Here is a 16,803-nt window from a genome sequence, read left to right on the forward strand (position 1 = left end):
ATGCCGCGATGCCAGTGCAACCAGCCGCCAGTGTATCGACGCCCCTGGTGCAGCTGATCCGCCGGCACATCGCCGACGCCGGCGGCTGGATCGGCTTCGACCGCTTCATGGACCTGGCGCTGTACGCGCCGGGGCTGGGCTACTACGCACGCGACGCGCGGCAGTTCGGCTGGCTGCCCGGATCGGGCAGCGACTTCGTCACTGCGCCCGAGATGTCGCCGTGGTTCGCCCGCGCGCTGGCACGACAGCTCGCGCAGTGGCTCGACGAGGCCGGTGCCGACACGGTGTGGGAGTTCGGCGCCGGCTCGGGGGCGCTGGCGGCGCAACTGCTCGACGCGCTCGGCGAGCGCGTGCGCCGCTACGCGATCGTCGACCTGTCGGGGGCGCTGCGCGCGCGCCAGCACGAACGGCTGCGGCGCTTCGGCGCGCGCGTCGAGTGGCTCGACCGGCTGCCCGAGCGCTTCCACGGCGTGCTGCTCGGCAACGAGGTGCTCGACGCGATGCCGGTGCAACTGCTGCGCTGGGACGGCGCGCACTGGTGCGAGCGCGGCGTCGCCGACGACGGCCGTGGCTTCACCTGGGCCGACCGCCCCACCCCGCTGCGTCCGCCGCGGCAGTCCGGCTTCGTCGCCGGCACGGTGACCGAGATCCACCCCCGCGCGCGCGCCTTCGTCGCCACGCTGGCCGAGCGGCTCGAGCGCGGCGCGGCGCTGTTCGTCGACTACGGTTTCCCCGAGGCCGAGTACTACCACCCGCAGCGCATCGGCGGCACGCTGATGTGCCACCGCGCGCACCGCGCCGACACCGACGCGCTGGCCGACGTCGGCGACAAGGACATCACCGCGCACGTCGACTTCACCGGCATCGCGCTGGCCGCGCAGGACGCCGGCGCCGAGGTGCTGGGCTACACGTCGCAGGGGCGGTTCCTGATCAACTGCGGGCTGCCGGCGCTGCTGGCCGACGCCGACGCGCGCGAGCGCGCGCACGCCCACCGGCTGATCGCCGAGCACGAGATGGGCGAGCTGTTCAAGGCGCTCGCGTTCGGGCGCGGCGTCGGCGACGCGCCGCTGGGCTTCGCCGCCGGCGACCGCACGCACACGCTGTAGGGGCACGCCGTGCGCTGGCTGATCGTGTTCCTGCTCGCGTTCGTGCTGTTCAACGGGCTGCGCGGCTGGCTCGAACGCATCGGCCTGGGGCGGCTGCCGGGCGACTTCAGCTTCCGTCTCGGCGGGCGCGACTGGTACGTGCCGCTGGCCAGCAGCCTGCTGCTGAGCCTGATCGCGATGGGCATCGGCGCGCTGATCTGACGCCGGCGCTTCAGTCTTCGATCGTCCACTCGTGCGCGCAGGCGCGGCAGCGCACCTGCAGCGGCGCGGCGCGCGGCGCGTCGACCACCTCGAGCCGACCGTAGGTCTGGCACTGCGCGCACACCGCCTGGTTGGCGACGCGCTCGGCGTGCAGCAGCAGGTACAGGTAGCGGCGCAGCGCGACGATGCCCACGCCCGCGCAGATGATGATCGCCGCGAGGTTGCCCAGCCGCGCGTCGCCGCGGCTGTCGCCCAGCGCCTCGAAGGCGCCGAGGATGCCGATGGTGCACAGGAAGGTCAGCACCATCCAGCCGTGGCTGCCGAGCAGCTCGCGTTCGTACCACTTGCGGAACCCGTGCTTGCGGATGCCCTCGGCCAGGCGCATGCGTCCTCCTGCGTCGCCGCCACGCCGCCGGGGTCGGTGCGGCGGCGCGACGGCGTGAGCGTAGCGCGGCGCACCGCGGTGCGCGCGGCGCGGCCTCAGAACCCCGCGTCGCGCAGCGCCTGCACGCGGGCGCGGCGGATCGCCTCGCCCACCTCGCGGCCCTGGCGGCCGCCGCCGGCCGCCAGGGCCGCGACGGCGGCCGTGTCGACGCCGCGCGCCACCGCGAGCGCGCGGCGCAGCCGCTCGCGCGGCGCGTAGGGCCGCTGCTCGAAACCGGCGCGGCCGCGTGCGTCGCACTCGCAGGCCAGCAGCAACTGCTCGAAGCGCGCCGGCCGGCGCAGCGCGTCGCCGCGCTCGAGCAGACGCAGCAGCGCCTCGGCGCCGAGCGCGCCGCTGGCGTGCACGTGACCATGCTCACGCGCGGCGAGCACGGCGAGCTCGTGGCAGTCGGTGGGCACCCTCAGCCGCCGGCCGATCGCCTCGACGAGCCGCACGCTGCGCGCCTCGTGCCCGAGGTGGCGCGGCCACTCGCCGGGCGGCGTCGTGCCCTTGCCGAGATCGTGGCCGACGCAGGCCCAGCGCACCGGCAGCGGCGCGTCGAGGCGTGCGGCGACATCGAGCACGAGCAGCAGGTGCTCGCCGCAGTCGACCTCGGGGTGGTGCTCGGCCGGCTGCGGCACGCCCCACAGCCGGTCGACCTCGGGCAGCAGCACGGCCAGCGCGCCGCAGTCGCGCAGCACCTCGAACAGGCGCGCCGGCCGTGCCTCCATGAGCCCGCGCGACAGCTCCTGCCACACGCGCTCTGGCACCAGCGCGTCGACCTCGCCGGCGTCGACCAACCGGCGCATCAGCACCAGGGTCTCGGGCGCGATCGTGAAGTCGTGGAAGCGCGCGGCGAAACGCGCGACGCGCAGGATGCGCACCGGGTCCTCGGCGAAGGCGTCGGAGACGTGGCGCAGCACGCGCAGCGCCAGGTCGCGTCGCCCGCCGAAGGGGTCGACGATCTCGCCGCTGCCGGGGTCGAGCGCCATCGCGTTGATCGTCAGGTCGCGCCGCGCCAGGTCCTGCTCGAGCGTCACCGACGGGTCGGCGTGGAACTCGAAGCCGTGGTAGCCGCGCGCGACCTTGCGCTCGGTGCGCGCCAGCGCGTACTCCTCGCCGCTGTGCGGGTGCAGGAACACCGGGAAGTCGCGTCCGACCGGGCGGAAGCCGGCGGCGAGCATCTGCTGCGGGGTCGCACCGACGACGACGTGGTCGACGTCGCCGCCGTGGCGGCCGAGCAGGCGGTCGCGCACGGCTCCGCCGACGATGTACGAGCGCATGGCGACGCAGTCTAGTGCCGCACCGACGGCCGACGCGAACCACCCGCCCGAAGCGCCTTCGGCGCCTGCGCCTCGAAGGTGGGGCCGCGGCGGCGGATCGGCAGCGCCGGACGCGCGGCGGCGCTGCGGACGCGACGGCGGCGTCGCACGCCGGCGTGGCACCGGTGCATCGTCGCCCCCGCACCCAGGGGGGGTCGTGGCACGCCGCGAAGTGCGTGATCGCTTAGTCTTCGCGCCATGGATCGGGACCTGGGCAGGGTGCAGTGAAGCGGGGTGCGGGCCCGTCGGCGGTGGCGTTGCTCGCGCTGGCCTGCACGCTCGGCGCCGGCGTGCCGGCGACGGCTGCCGCGCGCGAGGCGGTGCACGAGGTCGACGCCGCCGTGTCGTTCGCACCCGGCACGGTGCCCGTGCCGCGGCGCCTGGCCATGCGCGCGTCGGCACCGGCACCGCGTGCGGCGCCGATCGCACCGCAGACCTATGCGCTGCTCACCTCGCTGGCTGCGCTCGGTGCCGCTGGTGCGCTGGCCGCGCTGGGTCAGCCGCGGTGGGCGCGTGCGCGCAGCGGCGTCAGTCGCGCCCGTCCGGCGCCGCTGCCCAGGTAGGTCGGCACCACCGCCTCGAGCGACGCCGGCTCGATGCCCAGCGCGGCCAGGCCGGGCAGGGCGCCGGTGGCGACGCTGGGCACCTGCATCGAGAGCAGGTTGTCGCGCGACATCAGCGGCTCGCCGGGCATCAGTTCCATCACCCGCGCCTGCAGCGCCGCCAGTGCCGGCGGCAGCGGGATCACCGCGCGCTCGCAGCCGGCATGGCGGCCGGCCAGCCGCACGAGGTCGGCCAGCGTCAGTTCGCGCGGGCCGGCGCATTCGTAGGTCTGTCCCGCGGTGCGCGGCTGCTCGAGGCAGCGCACGATCGCGCGCGCGACGTCGCGCACCCACACCGGCTGGAAACGCGCGTCGGCGCCGGCCAGCGGGACGACCGGGAACACCCGCTGCAGCGCGGCGAACAGGTTCAGCAGCCGGTCCTCGGCGCCGAAGATCACCGACGGGCGCAGCAGCGTCAGGTCGAGCCCGGCCTGCGCGAGCGCCGCCTCGCCGCCGGCCTTGGAGCGCAGGTACATCGACGGCGCGTCGGCGGCCACGCCGAGCGCGCTGACGTGCACGACCCGTTTTACGCCGGCGCGCCGGCAGGCTTCGCCGAGGCGGCGCGGCCACTCGACGTGCAGCTGCTCGAAGCGTCGCTGGTCGCCGTGCAGCACGGCGATCAGGTGCACCACCGCGTCGCGCCCGGCCAGCAGGCGGTCGAGCGCGCCGGCGTCGCCGACGACGTCGGCCTCGACGACCTCGACGGTGGGCAGCGACTGGATCGCGCGTGCGTGCGCGAGGCGGCGCGTCGCCACGGCGACGGTGGCGCCGCCGCCGCCGGCGCGTTGCACCAGCTCGGCGCAGGTGGCGCGTCCGACGAAGCCGGTGCCGCCGAGCAGCAGGACGTTGTTCATCGACATGGCGTGGTCAGGGTTCGAGGCCGCCGGACTCGGCCGCCGCCGCGCCGATGCGCGCACCCAGCAGCGCGCGCAGCGACGGTGGCCGGTCGGCGAGCCGCGCCGCATAGTACGCGGCGTTCGACAGCACCTTCTTGACGTAGTCGCGAGTTTCGCCGAACGGGATGCTCTCGGCCCAGATCGCGGTCTCGACCTCGGGGCCGTCGCGCCAGCGCCGCGGCCGGCCCGGGCCGGCGTTGTAGGCGGCAGCGGCCAGCGCCGCCGAGCCGTCGAAGTCGTCGAGCACCTGGCGCAGGTAACCGGTGCCCAGCGTCAGGTTGGTCTCCAGATCGTCGAGCATGCGTGGCGTGAACGCCATCCCGAGCCGCCGTGCCACCGACCGTGCCGTGGCCGGCATCACCTGCATCAGGCCGGACGCTCCGGCGTGCGAGCGCGCGTCGGTGACGAAACGCGACTCCTGGCGGATCAGCCCGTAGACGTAGGCCGCGTCGACGCCGCTGGCGTCCGCGCGTGCGAGCACCTGCTCGCGGTACGGCAGCGGAAACCGCTGCCCGACGTCGATCTCGCTGCGCGTGCGCTCGCTGGTGTGGATGCAGCGGTCCCACACCTCGCGCTCGCAGGCCAGATCGGCGGCGGCGAGCAGCTCGCGGTCGTCCATGCCGAGCAGCGAGAAGTTCCACTCGCGCACGCCCTCGCTGCGCAACCCCAGCGCGAACGCGTGCAGCGCCCGCGCCAGCCCGGCATGCCGGCGCGCGGCCGCGCGTTCGTCGGCCGACGGCGGTCGCGGGCGCGGCGGCAGCGCCAGCGGCCGGTCGAGTTCCTCGGCGGCGAGCTTGCCGTAGAAGTGCATCTGCGTGGCGATGCCGGCCAGCGCCGCGCGCGCCGCAGCCCGTGCGGCAACGCCGGCGTCGCCGTCGGGGGCCAGCGCCAGTTCGGCGCGGGCGCGCCAGTAGACCCAGGCGGCATCGGCGCGCATCGTCTCGGGCATCGCGTCGATCGCGTCGCGCACCGTGGCCCACTGCGGGGTCGCCTCGCGCAACGCCGCGCGCACCTGCCAGGCGAGCGCGTCGTCCGAGCCCATGTCACCGCCGCGGCGCGCCAGTGCCTGGGCGCGCGCGTAGCGCTCGAGCGCCTGCGGCGCGCGTTCGATCGCGCTCCAGCGTGCGACCTGGCCCCAGGCCCAGGCGGCGGACCCGGCGGGCAGCCGCGACGCCGGCCCCGCTTCCAGCGCCTGCGCCGCGCGGTCGGCGTCGATCGCCGCGAGCCGCGCGACGGCCAGTTCGTCGAGCCGGTCACCGCGGCGCGACGCAGGCACCCGCGCGAGCAACCGCTCGGGGCGGTCCCACCAGCCGGTCGGCAGCGCCGGCGCGGGGTCGAGCAGCGCCAGTGCCTGGCGCGCCGCGGCGGCGCGCGACTGCTCGACGGCCAGCCGCACCTTGCGCCACACGTCGTCGGCCGTGAACACGCCGTCGGCAAGCAGCGTGCGCGCCAGCAGCTGGCAGCCGTCGTCGGCGTCGCGCTGCGCCAGCCACGCGGCGCGCGCGCGGTCGCCGACGTCGACACCACGCGCGTGCGCGGCCGACAGCGCGTGGCAGTGGACCTCGCGGTCGTCGTTCATGCGAAAGCGCGGCAGTTCGCGCTCGAACCGTGCCCAGTCGCGGCGACGGCCGAGCTCGAGCAGCCAGTCGTTGCGCAGACGGTCCTCGACGTAGCTGCCGCTGCGGCGTGCGTAGAAGGCCTCGACCTCGCCGGCGCCGGTGTCGCGCAGCCGGCGGCTCAGCGCCCAGTAGTCGACCCAGGGGGCGAGGGGGTGCCCGGCCGCGTCGACACGCTCGTGCAGCGCTTCCAGGCGCGGGGCGTCGCCCCGGCGCCAGGCCTCGCGCGCCTCGAGCACCAGCGCGTCGGCGCCGTGGCCCTGCGCGCCGGCGCTGCCGGCAGCCAGCAGCGACGACACGAGCGCGGCGATCGACGCGCGGCGCCAGCGTGCGGGGCGAGGCGGTCGTGGCGTGGGCGGCGCAGGTTCGGCCATGCGGCCGATTGTGCGCAGTGCGCCGGGAACGCCGTCGTGGGAAAAGCCACGCCACAAGGTGCCTCGAGTCGTCGCCGGGCCGCCCCAAGACGAGTCGACCCCCTCGGGGGGTGGGCCGGGTGCAGGCCGGCCCCGGGGGCCCGCAGTCGTCGCCGGGCCGCCCCAAGACGAGTCGACCCCCTCGGGGAGACTCACTGCGCCTCGCCGAGCGCCGCGCGCGAGCGTTGTGCCTGTGCCAGCAGCCACTGCTCGAAGTCACGCAGTTCGGGTCGGTCGGCGGCCGCGGCGCCGCGCGCCAGCCAGTACGCGTACGGCGACCCGGTGCGTGCGGCCGTCCCGAACGGCTCGACGAGGTCGCCGCGCTGCAGCGGCTCGTCGACCATCGCCAGGCGCGCCAACGCGACCCCCTGCCCGGCCAGCGCCGCTTGGATCTGCTGGTAGGTGTAGTCGAGCACCACCCAGCGCGCCGGTTCGAGCGTCGGCACGCCCTGACGCTGCAGCCAGTGGCGCCAGCTGACGAACTCGCCGCTGGCACGGCGATCCTCCTCCTCGAGCAGCGTGTGTCGTGCGAGATCGTCCGGCCGCTCGAGCGGCGGGGCGCGGCCGCGCCGCACCTGATCGGCGAGCGACGCGCCGACCACCGGGCCGAGCACCTCGCCGAACAGCCGGCGCGCGCCGGCGGGGGCATCGTCGGGGTGGCAGTAGCGCAGCACGACGTCGAGTTCGGGGTCGTCGAGGTCGGCCAGCGCGTCGGTGGCCGACACGCGGATGTCGATGTCCGGGTGCTCCTGCTGGAACGACGGCAGCCGCGGCAGCAGCCACAGCGACGCGAACGACGCGAAGGTCGAGACGCTGACCCGGCGTCGCCCGCGCGCCACGCGGATCTGGCGCACCGTTGCGTCGAGCCGCTGCAGCATCGGTTCGAGCGCGCGCCGCAGTTGCTGCCCGGCCGGCGTCAGCTCGACGTGGCGCGTGCCGCGCTGGAACAGCGCCGCGCCGAGTTCGTCCTCGAGCGCGCGGATCTGCCGGCTGATCGCCGACTGCGTCAGGTGCAGTTCCTCGCCGGCGGCGCGAAAGCTCAGACGTCGCGCGACGGCGTCGAAGGCGCGCAGCGCACCGATGCCGAGCGGCCGTCGACGAGTCGTCGTATTCATGAGCTTGGAGCATCAATCACGAACCGAACCCTCATTGGACGGATCGGGCAACGGCATCGATCATTCTCACTTACAGAGACCCGGTCGGAGGCCGAAGATGAACCCCTCGATGATGCACGATTCGCAACAATCCGGCGACCGCCTGCTGCGCCAGCAGGTGCGCCGTCTGCGGCGCGCCGCGCGCGCGCGGCGGCTGGTGGTGCGCCAGGGGCTGCTGTGGGTCACGCCGACCGCCACCCTCGAGCGGCCGGCCACCGATCGATGGGTGGCCGCCGGCGACGCGCTGGACCTCGCGCCCGGCGTCGAGTGGCTGGTGCAGGCCTGGACCGACACCGACTTCGAACTGCTCGACCACCCCGCGACCGCGCCGGCGGGCCGCGCGTCGTGGGTGCATTGGCTGCACCGGCGCTGGCGTGCCCGCACCGGCGCCGGCGCGCCGGCGCCTTGCCCCGGCTGACGCGGCCGCGCGCCCCGGCACAATGCGGCGATGTCCGACGCCGCGCCGCCCCCGTCGTTCCTGCCTTCGCGCGACAAGGCGCTGCTGCGCCGGCAGCTGCAGGCCGAGCGGCAGGCGCTCGTCGACCGCCATCGTCGCGCGATGCACCTGCAGGACGTGTTGCGCGTGTGGCTGGTGGGCCGGCGCGAGACGACGATCGGCGCGTACTGGCCGATCAAGGGCGAGTTCGACGCGCTGCCGGCGCTGTACCGCTGGAGCGAGGCCGACGCTCGGCGCCGCATCGGGCTGCCGGTGGTCGACCGCGACAGCCGCCAGCTGCGCTTCCACGTCTGGTACCCCGGCTGCCCGATGGAGGACGACGCCTACGGCATCCCGAAGCCGAAGGACACCGAGGCCTTCGAGCCGCAGCTGCTGCTGGTGCCCTGCGTCGGCTTCGGCCCGCACGGCGTGCGCCTGGGCTACGGCGGCGGCTTCTACGACCGCACGCTGGCGGCGCTGTCTCCGCGCCCGACCACGGTGGGCGTCGGCTACGCGCACGGCTTCATCCCCTGGCTGCGACCCGAGCCGCACGACGTGCCGCTCGACGCGATCCTCACCGAGGACGGCGTGGCCTGGCAGCGCGACGAGTGACGCTCAGCCGCCGAGGCCGACCCGGCGGCAGATCTCCAGCGTCGGTGCGGCCTGGTTCATCGTGTAGAAGTGCAGCCCCGGCACGCCGGCGCAGGCGAGCCGGTCGACGAGGGCGGTGACCACGTCGAGGCCGAAGGCGCGGATCGACGCGACGTCGTCGCCGAAGCCCTGCAGCCGCAGGCGGATCCAGCGCGGGATCTCGGTGCCGCAGTTGTCGGCGAACCGGATGATGCCGCTGGCGTTGGTGATCGGCATGATGCCCGGCACGATCGGGATCGTCACGCCCAGCGCGCGCACGTCGTCGACGAAGCGCCAGTAGGCGTCGGCGTTGAAGAACATCTGCGTGATCGCCGAGTCGGCGCCGGCGCGCACCTTGGTGGCGAAGGCCTGCAGGTCGTCGGCCGGCGTGCGCGCCTGCGGGTGCATCTCGGGGTAGGCGCCGACCTCGACGTGGAAGTGCGCACCGGTTTCGGCGCGGATGAACGCCACCAGGTCCGACGCGTGGCCGAACTCGCCGAGCGCCGGGGCGCCGTAGCCGCTGGGCAGGTCGCCGCGCAGCGCCACGATGCGGCGGATGCCGGCGGCGCGGAACTGTGCCAGCTGCGCGCGGATCGAGTCGCGGCTGGCGCCGATGCAGCTGAAGTGCGGCGCCGCGTCGACGCCTTCGGCGAGGATCGCCTGCACCGCCTGCAGCGTGCCGGCCTGCGTCGAGCCGCCGGCGCCGTAGGTCACCGAGCAGAACTCGGGCCGCAGCGCGTACAGCCGGCGCCGAGCGTCGGCGAGCCTGGCCTCGCCTTCGGGCGACTTCGGGGGAAAGAACTCCAGGCTCAGCGGGGGTCTGCGCGCGGTCGTCACGGTCGGTCTCCAGCGCGTGCGGGGCGCGCCCACACGAAGAACTCGGTGTTGCCGTCGCCGCCGGGCAGCGCGCTGGCGAACCAGCGCCGCACGGCCAGCCCGGCGTCGGTGCACGCGGCTTCGATGCGCACGCGCACGCGGTCGTACAGCGCCGCGTCCCTGACCAGGCCACCGCGCGCGATGTCGCGCGGCTGCAGTTCGAACTGCGGCTTGACCAGCAGCAGCAGGTCGCCGTCGGCGGCCTGCAGCGGTGCGAGCGCCGCCAGCACCCGGGTCAGCGAGATGAACGACAGGTCGCCGGTGACGAGGCCGAAGCCGCCGGCGGGCCACTCGGCGCCGAGCGCGGCGGCGTCGAGCGCGCGTGCGTTCAGGCCCTCGAACACCGCCACGCGGGCGTCGGCGCGCAGCCGCGCGAGCAGCTGGCCGTGGCCGACGTCGACGCCGACCACGCGCGCCGCGCCGCGCGCGAGCAGCACGTCGGTGAACCCGCCGGTGCTCTGGCCGACGTCGAGGCAAGTGCGCCCGCGCACGTTGATGCCGGTGGCGTCCAGCGCGGCTTCGAGCTTGACCCCGCCGCGCGACGCCCAGCGCAGCTCGGCGTCGTCGACCACCTCGACGGTGCAGCCGGCGGGCAGTTCGTCGCCGGCCTTGCGCGGCACCGTCCACCCCCGCGGGCCCAGCCAGCGCACCGCGCCGCGCGCGATCAGCCGCTGCGCCGCCGAACGGGTCGGCGCCAGGCCCTGCGCGACGAGCAGCTGGTCGGCGCGCATCTCGGCTCAGCCCCCCGCCTCGCCGGCCGGGCGACCGTTCGCGTACGGGCCGAGCGCCGCGGCGACGAAGCGGTTGGCCGGCGCGGCCAGCCCGGCGCGTTCGCTGCGCCGCACGACCGCGGCGGCGAGCCACGGCAGCTCGAGCGCCCGGCCGGCTTCGAGGTCGTGCAGCATCGATGCCTTCATGCCCGCCGGCAACGTGTCGACGAAGGCGAGCTGACGCTCGACGAAGTCGTCGCCCAGCGCGACGCCCTCGGCGCACGCCAGCGCGTGTGCCTCCGACATGACATCGCGCAGCAAGCGGCGCAGCGCCGGGTCGGCGCGCGTGGCGCCGATCGGCAGCCGGGTCAGCGCGGTCAGCCCGCTCAGGCCGACGAGGAACACGAACTTCTCCCACACGACGCGGCGGATGTCGTCGCCGACGCGGCGCGCCAGCAGCTCGGCGACCTCGACGCCGTTCTGCAGCGGCAGCACGACCGTGCCGGGGCGCACCAGCGCCGGCAACGCGGCGGCCGCGGCCTCGGCGTCGGGCAGCTTGACCGCGAACAGCACCAGGTCGGCCGGCGGCAGCCCGGCCGCGTCGTCGGCGACGGCGACCTCGCGCAGGTGCAGGTCGCCCAGCGCGCTGGTCACGCGCAGACCCTGCTCGCGCAGCGCCTGTGCGTGACGGCCGCGCGCCAGGAACGCCACCGGCTCGCCGGCCGCGGCGAGCCGGGCACCGAAGTAGCCGCCGATGCCGCCGGCGCCGACGATGACGATCTGCATGGGGACCTCCGCGTCGCTCGACGCCGGCGGCCGTGGCCGCCGCGCCGTCAGTAGCGGTACGTGTCGGGCTTGTACGGACCCTGGCGGGGCACGCCGAGGTAGCCCGCCTGCTCTTCGGTCAGCTCGGTGAGCATCGCGCCGAGCTTGGCCAGCTGCAGCCGCGCGACCTTCTCGTCAAGGTGCTTGGGCAGCGTGTACACCTTGCCGACCTCGTAGTAGTCGGCGTGCGTGAACAGCTCGATCTGCGCGATCGTCTGGTTCGCGAACGAGCTCGACATCACGTAGCTCGGGTGGCCGGTGGCGCAGCCCAGGTTCACCAGGCGCCCCTTGGCGAGCAGGATGATGCGCTTGCCGTCGGGGAAGATCACGTGGTCGACCTGCGGCTTGATGTTCTCCCACTGGTACTGCTTCAGCGACGCGACGTCGATCTCGTTGTCGAAGTGGCCGATGTTGCAGACGATCGCCTGGTCCTTCATCTTCGCCATGTGCTCGAACGTGACGACGTCCTTGTTGCCGGTGGCGGTGACGAAGATGTCGGCCTTGTCGCAGGCGTAGTCCATGGTCACGACGCGGTAGCCCTCCATCGCCGCCTGCAGCGCGCAGATCGGGTCGATCTCGGTGATCCACACCTGCGCCGACAGCGCGCGCAGCGCCTGCGCCGAACCCTTGCCGACGTCGCCGTAGCCAGCCACGACGGCGATCTTGCCGGCGACCATCACGTCGGTGGCGCGCTTGATGCCGTCGACCAGCGACTCGCGGCAGCCGTACAGGTTGTCGAACTTGCTCTTCGTGACGCTGTCGTTGACGTTGATCGCGCGGAACATCAGCTCGCCGCGCGCGGCCATCTGCTTGAGGCGGTTGACGCCGGTGGTCGTCTCCTCGGTGACGCCGACGATCTGCGCGCTCTTGCGGCTGTACCAGGTCGGGTCCTCGGCCAGCTTCGCGCGGATCGCGGCGAACAGCACGCGCTCCTCCTCGCTGCCGGGGTTCGCCAGCAGCGACGCGTCCTTCTCGGCGCGCTTGCCCAGGTGCATCAGCAGCGTCGCGTCGCCGCCGTCGTCGAGGATCATGTTCGGGCCTTCGTGCTCGACGCCCCTCGGCCCGAACTCGAAGATGCGGTGCGTGTAGTCCCAGTAGTCGGCCAGCGTCTCGCCCTTGTAGGCGAACACCGGCGTGCCCTGCGCGGCCAGCGCGGCGGCGGCGTGGTCCTGCGTGCTGAAGATGTTGCAGCTGGCCCAGCGCACCTGCGCGCCCAGCGCCTGCAGCGTCTCGACGAGCACTGCGGTCTGGATCGTCATGTGCAGGCTGCCGGTGATGCGCGCGCCGTTCAGCGGCTGGCCGGCGGCGTACTCGTCGCGGATCGCCATCAGGCCGGGCATCTCGGTCTCGGCGATGCGGATCTCCTTGCGGCCCCAGTCGGCGAGCGACAGGTCGGCCACGGCATGGTCCTTGTCGTGCAGGGGCTTGATGACGGCGTTCATCGGCGGGTCTCCGGGGTTCACGGGCTGGAAAACCACCGGGCCGCGCGCCTTGGCAGGCTCACCCACGCGCAGACTCGGTGCGGGTGAGCGCCGTTGCGATGTCGGTCGTCCGACACTCCGAGCCTGGGGCCGGCGCCGCGGGTGCGGCCGGGCCTTGCAACGCTCCTCGGAAACGGCGCGCAGTGTAGCAGCGCGCCGGCGTGCGCGTCGGCCCCCGGCGCGATGGCCCGCGCCGCTGTGGGAGACTGCCGCGATGCCCTTGCCGACCGACGATACGCTGCTGCCGCTGGCGACCGTGCCGGCGGCGCAGTGGCGCACGCTCGACGGCGTGCTCACCGACGTCGACGACACGCTGACCGCCGACGGCGCGGTCGAGCCGGCGGCGCGGCAGGCGCTTCGCGCGCTCGCCGACGCCGGCGTGCCGGTGATCGCGGTCACCGGACGGCCGGTGGGCTGGAGCGAGCCGCTGGCGCGCGCCGAGCCACTGGCCGCGGTCGTCGCCGAGAACGGCGGCGCGATGTGGCGGCGCGTCGGCGGCGCGCTGCGGCTCGAGTTCGCGCAGGACGACGCGACGCGCGACGCCAACGTCAAGCGCCTGCGCGCGTGCGCCGAGGCCGTGCTGCGCGAGGTGCCGGGCAGCGTGCTGGCGCGCGACAGCGCCGGGCGGCGCACCGACATCGCCGTCGACCACGGCGAGTTCGCCCACCTCGACGCGGCGCAGGTCGACGCGGTGGTCGCGGTGATGCGCCGCCACGGCCTGCACGCCACCGTCAGCTCGATCCACGTCAACGGCTGGATCGGCGAGCACACCAAGCTCAGCGGTGCACGCTGGGCCGTCGAGGCCGCGCTCGGGCGCCCGTTCGACGCGGCGCGCTGGGTCTACGTCGGCGACTCGACCAACGACCAGCTGATGTTCGAACACGTGCCGCTGTCGGTCGGCGTGGCCAACCTGGCGCGCTTCCTGCCGCAGCTGCGCGTGCGCCCGCGCTGCCTGGCGCGCGGCGAGCGCGGGCAGGGATTCGCCGAGGTCGCGATGGCGCTGCTGGCCGCGCGCGCCGGGGTTCAGCGCGACAGCTCGTCGCGCAGCGGCGCGACGTAGGCGTCGAGCGCGGCCAGCGCCGCGGCGTCGGGCGCCTGCAACCGCGTGTTGGCCACCGTCGCCGGCAGCGCGGGGTCGGGCGCGAAGGCGAGCATCGCGCGCCGCAGCGAATCGACCTGCGCCGCCGGCAGCCCGGGGCGCGCGACGTACATTGGCCCGGGCATCGTGCCGGCCTCGGCCAGCACGCGCACCGCGCCCGCGGCCTCGGCGTCCAACGCGTCGAGCTGCGACGCGGCGAGCACCACCGCGGCGACGTCGCCGCGCGCCAGCGCGTGCATCGCGTTGCTCACCGACACCCAGGGCACGAAGCGCAGGTCGCGCTGCGGGTCGATTCGCTGCGCCGCCAGCCACTGCCGCGCCACGGCATGCGGCATCGCGACGCGGTCGAACACCGCCAGCGCGCGGCCCTTCAGGTCCGCCACCTCGCGCAGCGTGCTGTCGCGGTGCACGACGATCAGCACCGTGGTCGACTGCAGCGTCGCGGCGACGACGGCAAAGCCCCATTCGCTCGCCGCCAGCCGCGCGACGTGCGGCGGCACCAGCGACAGGTCGAGCGGATCGCTGCGCATCGAACGCACGTGGGTGTCGAGGTCGCGCGCGGTGTACATCTCGACCGGGCGCTGCAGCGTGCGCGCCAGGTGCTCGCGCAGCGGCCGGAAGGTCGCGAGCATCGTCGACGCCGGCAGGAACGGCGGCAGACCGACGCGCAGCGGCGCGTCGGCGGCGCGCGCACGCGGCAGTGCCGCGGCGGCGAGCAGGCCCAGCGCGCGGCGGCGCCTCATCGTGCGTGCGCCGGCTCGGCCGGACGCAGTCGCTCGATCTCGGCGAGCAGCTGCGCGACGTCCAGCGGCTTGGTCAGGTAGGCGTCGAAGCCGGCGCGGCGCGCCTGCTCGACGTCGGCGGGCATCGCGTTGGCGCTCAGCGCGATCAGCGGCAGCGCGCGCATCGCCGGGTCGGCGCGCAGGCGGCGCGCCAGCTCGAGCCCGTCGATGCCCGGCAGGTCGATGTCGACGACGGCGACGTCGGGGCGCTGCGCGCGCGCCATCGCCAGCCCCGCGAGTCCGTCGCGCGCGACGCTGACGCGCACGCCGGGGCGCAGCGACAGCACCTGCTCGAACAGCGTCACGTTCGACGGGTTGTCCTCGACGTACAGCACGCGCATCGCGTCGTCGCCGCCGGCCGGCAGGCTCGGCGCACGCGGCGCCTCGGGCGACGGGCCACCGGCCGCCGGCGCGATGGCCGGCAGCTCGAAGCTGAACAGCGTGCCCGCGCCGTGCGTCGACTCGACCTGCAGCGAGCCGTCCATCAGCTCGACCAGCCGGCGCGTGATGACCAGCCCGATGCCGGTGCCGGGGATCGCCTCGCCCTCGCCCTCGAAGCGCGTGAACGGCTGGTACAGCCTCTCGAGCTGCTCGGCGGTGAAGCCGCGCCCGGTATCGGCCACCGTGACGACCACGCGCTGCGCGCGCCGGTGCGCCGTCACCGTGACCGCGCCCTGCGCGCGGTTGTATTTGACCGCGTTCGATAGCAGGTTGCCCAGCACCTGGAGCAGGCGGCGGCGGTCGGCGCGCACCCACAGCCCGGCGGCGTCGACGCCGTGGCGGCGCAGCGCGATGCCCCGCTCGGCGGCCTGCGGCTCGACCAGCGCCAGCGCCTCGGCGATCACCGGCGCCAGCTCCAGCGGCTCGGGCGACATCGTCATCGCGCCGGCCTCGATGCGCGATAGGTCGAGCACCTCGTTGATCAGCTCGAGCAGGTGCCAGCCGGCGGACTCGATCTGCTGCACCTTCTTCGCTTCGGCCTCGGGCAGCGGCGGGCGCGCCAGGCCGAGCAGCTGCGCGAAGCCGAGGATCGCGTTGAGCGGCGTGCGCAACTCGTGGCTCATGCGCGACAGGAACTCGCTCTTCGCGTGGCTCGCGCGCTCGGCCACGTCCTTGGCCTGCTCGAGCTCGGCGGTGCGCTCGAGCACGCGTCGTTCGAGCTGTTCGTTCAGCGCGCGCAGGTGCTGTTCGGCGTACACGCGATCGGTCACGTCGTTGAGCGTCGACACCGCGGCGTAGGGTCGGTCCTCGCCGTTGTGGAACAACGCGGTGACGTTGTTCGACAGCCAGCGCACCCGGCCGTCGGCGGCGACGAGCTGCACCAGCTGGTCACGCAGCGGCCGCCCGGTGGCCAGCACGGTGGCCAGCGGGCGCTCGTCGGGCGGCATCGGCCGGCCGTCGGGGTGGCGCACAGTCCAGCCATAGCGCTCGGCCAGCGCCACCGTGTACTCGACGGCCGACACGCCGTACAGCCGCGCGGCGGCCTCGTTGACGTACAGCACACGCCGCTCCTGCGCCGCGACGACGACCAGCCCCTCGGCCAACGTGTCGAGCACCGAGCTGAGGTAGGCCTCGCGCTCGCGCAGCGTGTGCACCTGCTGCTGCACCGCGAGCGCCATGCGGTTGAAGGCCTCGCCGACGCGGTGCACCTCGCGCACCGAGCTGCCGGGCAGCGCGTCGGGCGTGGCGCCGGCGGCGACACGTTCGCTGGCCACGGCCAGCCGACGCAGCCCGCGTGTGAGCCAGGTCGCCAATCCGGCGAGCAGCAGCATCGCACCGAGCAGCAGCGCGACGCCGATCAGCACTTCGTGACGCAGCAGCGCCTCGCGTGCACGGACCTGCGCATCGGTGCGGATGCCGATGTCGACACGACCCAGCACCTGGCCCTCGAGCGCCAGCGGCATCGACACGCTCAGCCGCTCGATCGCCGCGGGGTCGTCGTGGTGCGCGACGCGTCGCTGCTGCGTGTCGAACACGCTCAGGTGCGCGAGCCCCTGGCCGCTGACGCTGTCGCGCACGACGTCGGTCAGCGTCGCGTAGTCGCGCGTGACCAGCAGCGGCGCCAGCGCCGCCGCCAGCAGCGGCCGCGCGAGTTCGGCTTCGGCCGCGAATCGGTCCTGCAGCGCCTGGTCCATCAGGCGCAGTGCGCTCCAGGCCATCAGCGCCAGCGTCGCGGTCAGCACCACGAAGGTGCCGAGCAGCAGCTGGGCGCGCAGGGAGCGGAGCATCG

Annotated in this window: 17 protein-coding genes and 1 riboswitch; of the genes, 6 read left to right on the forward strand and 11 right to left on the reverse strand. The window is 74.8% G+C overall.

The window, feature by feature from the left end; all coding sequences use genetic code 11:
• Window positions 1-8: 8 nt before the first annotated feature.
• Window positions 9-1,106 carry an SAM-dependent methyltransferase gene (locus PKC53_RS08245; protein ID WP_324427986.1) on the forward strand — a complete coding sequence of 366 codons (1,098 nt, stop codon included), beginning with the start codon at window positions 9-11 and terminating at the stop codon, window positions 1,104-1,106.
• A 9-nt stretch (window positions 1,107-1,115) separates the two neighbouring features.
• Window positions 1,116-1,307, forward strand: coding sequence for a DUF2905 domain-containing protein (locus tag PKC53_RS08250; RefSeq protein WP_324427987.1), 192 nt, complete (start codon window positions 1,116-1,118; stop codon window positions 1,305-1,307).
• A 10-nt stretch (window positions 1,308-1,317) separates the two neighbouring features.
• Here the strand turns inward: PKC53_RS08250 and PKC53_RS08255 are convergent, their stop codons facing one another.
• Window positions 1,318-1,692, reverse strand: a complete 375-nt coding sequence (locus PKC53_RS08255) for a hypothetical protein (RefSeq protein WP_324427988.1) — start codon at window positions 1,690-1,692, stop codon at window positions 1,318-1,320.
• A gap of 95 nt (window positions 1,693-1,787) precedes the next feature.
• A complete protein-coding gene (locus tag PKC53_RS08260) occupies window positions 1,788-3,014 on the reverse strand; it encodes a multifunctional CCA addition/repair protein (protein ID WP_324427989.1) in 1,227 nt (408 codons plus the stop codon).
• A 263-nt stretch (window positions 3,015-3,277) separates the two neighbouring features.
• On the opposite strand from PKC53_RS08260, the gene PKC53_RS08265 reads away from it, so the two are divergent.
• Entirely contained in the window at window positions 3,278-3,616 is a 339-nt protein-coding gene (locus PKC53_RS08265; RefSeq protein ID WP_324427990.1) for a hypothetical protein, read from the forward strand.
• Here PKC53_RS08265 and PKC53_RS08270 read toward each other — a convergent pair.
• From PKC53_RS08270 to PKC53_RS08280, 3 genes are all read right to left on the reverse strand, one after another.
• Complete coding sequence (locus tag PKC53_RS08270) at window positions 3,550-4,509, reverse strand: complex I NDUFA9 subunit family protein (protein WP_324427991.1); 960 nt, start codon at window positions 4,507-4,509, stop codon at window positions 3,550-3,552. The two genes, PKC53_RS08265 and PKC53_RS08270, sit on opposite strands and share 67 nt — an antisense overlap.
• Window positions 4,510-4,522: 13 nt before the next feature.
• On the reverse strand, window positions 4,523-6,541 hold the full coding sequence (locus PKC53_RS08275; protein WP_324427992.1) for a lytic transglycosylase domain-containing protein: 2,019 nt from the start codon (window positions 6,539-6,541) through the stop codon (window positions 4,523-4,525).
• A gap of 191 nt (window positions 6,542-6,732) precedes the next feature.
• Entirely contained in the window at window positions 6,733-7,695 is a 963-nt protein-coding gene (locus tag PKC53_RS08280) for a LysR substrate-binding domain-containing protein (protein ID WP_324427993.1), read from the reverse strand.
• Between the two features lie 97 nt (window positions 7,696-7,792).
• Here PKC53_RS08280 and PKC53_RS08285 point away from each other — a divergent pair, with 97 nt between their 5' ends.
• Together PKC53_RS08285 and PKC53_RS08290 are read left to right on the forward strand one after the other, a co-directional pair.
• Window positions 7,793-8,152 carry a DUF2917 domain-containing protein gene (locus PKC53_RS08285; protein WP_324427994.1) on the forward strand — a complete coding sequence of 120 codons (360 nt, stop codon included), beginning with the start codon at window positions 7,793-7,795 and terminating at the stop codon, window positions 8,150-8,152.
• Between the two features lie 30 nt (window positions 8,153-8,182).
• Window positions 8,183-8,782 carry a 5-formyltetrahydrofolate cyclo-ligase gene (locus tag PKC53_RS08290; RefSeq protein ID WP_324427995.1) on the forward strand — a complete coding sequence of 200 codons (600 nt, stop codon included), beginning with the start codon at window positions 8,183-8,185 and terminating at the stop codon, window positions 8,780-8,782.
• Between the two features lie 3 nt (window positions 8,783-8,785).
• On the opposite strand, the gene metF is transcribed toward PKC53_RS08290, so the two are convergent.
• From metF to ahcY, 4 genes are read right to left on the reverse strand one after another with little or no spacing between them, the layout of a single operon-like run.
• Window positions 8,786-9,637 carry a methylenetetrahydrofolate reductase [NAD(P)H] gene (metF, locus tag PKC53_RS08295; protein ID WP_324427996.1) on the reverse strand — a complete coding sequence of 284 codons (852 nt, stop codon included), beginning with the start codon at window positions 9,635-9,637 and terminating at the stop codon, window positions 8,786-8,788.
• On the reverse strand, window positions 9,634-10,407 hold the full coding sequence (locus tag PKC53_RS08300; RefSeq protein ID WP_324427997.1) for a TlyA family RNA methyltransferase: 774 nt from the start codon (window positions 10,405-10,407) through the stop codon (window positions 9,634-9,636). The genes metF and PKC53_RS08300 overlap by 4 nt, the downstream gene beginning before the upstream one ends.
• A gap of 6 nt (window positions 10,408-10,413) precedes the next feature.
• Entirely contained in the window at window positions 10,414-11,172 is a 759-nt protein-coding gene (locus PKC53_RS08305; RefSeq protein ID WP_324427998.1) for a 2-dehydropantoate 2-reductase N-terminal domain-containing protein, read from the reverse strand.
• Window positions 11,173-11,219: 47 nt separating this feature from the next.
• Window positions 11,220-12,653 (reverse strand): adenosylhomocysteinase, encoded by a 1,434-nt coding sequence (gene ahcY / locus PKC53_RS08310; protein ID WP_324427999.1) that lies wholly within the window; start codon window positions 12,651-12,653, stop codon window positions 11,220-11,222.
• Window positions 12,654-12,731: 78 nt separating this feature from the next.
• Window positions 12,732-12,827, reverse strand: a riboswitch (S-adenosyl-L-homocysteine riboswitch).
• Between the two features lie 79 nt (window positions 12,828-12,906).
• Between ahcY and PKC53_RS08315 the strand changes: the two genes are divergently transcribed.
• Window positions 12,907-13,752 carry an HAD-IIB family hydrolase gene (locus tag PKC53_RS08315; protein WP_324428000.1) on the forward strand — a complete coding sequence of 282 codons (846 nt, stop codon included), beginning with the start codon at window positions 12,907-12,909 and terminating at the stop codon, window positions 13,750-13,752.
• On the opposite strand, the gene PKC53_RS08320 is transcribed toward PKC53_RS08315, so the two are convergent.
• Both PKC53_RS08320 and PKC53_RS08325 read right to left on the reverse strand, forming a co-directional pair.
• Window positions 13,716-14,534, reverse strand: coding sequence for a PhnD/SsuA/transferrin family substrate-binding protein (locus tag PKC53_RS08320; RefSeq protein WP_324428001.1), 819 nt, complete (start codon window positions 14,532-14,534; stop codon window positions 13,716-13,718). The genes PKC53_RS08315 and PKC53_RS08320 overlap by 37 nt on opposite strands.
• The coding region (locus PKC53_RS08325) for an ATP-binding protein (RefSeq protein WP_324428002.1) at window positions 14,531-16,803 on the reverse strand (2,273 nt) is incomplete at its 5' end. The genes PKC53_RS08325 and PKC53_RS08320, both read right to left, overlap by 4 nt.

Source organism: Azohydromonas sp., assembly GCF_035325925.1.
GTDB lineage: Bacteria > Pseudomonadota > Gammaproteobacteria > Burkholderiales > Burkholderiaceae_C > Calidifontimicrobium.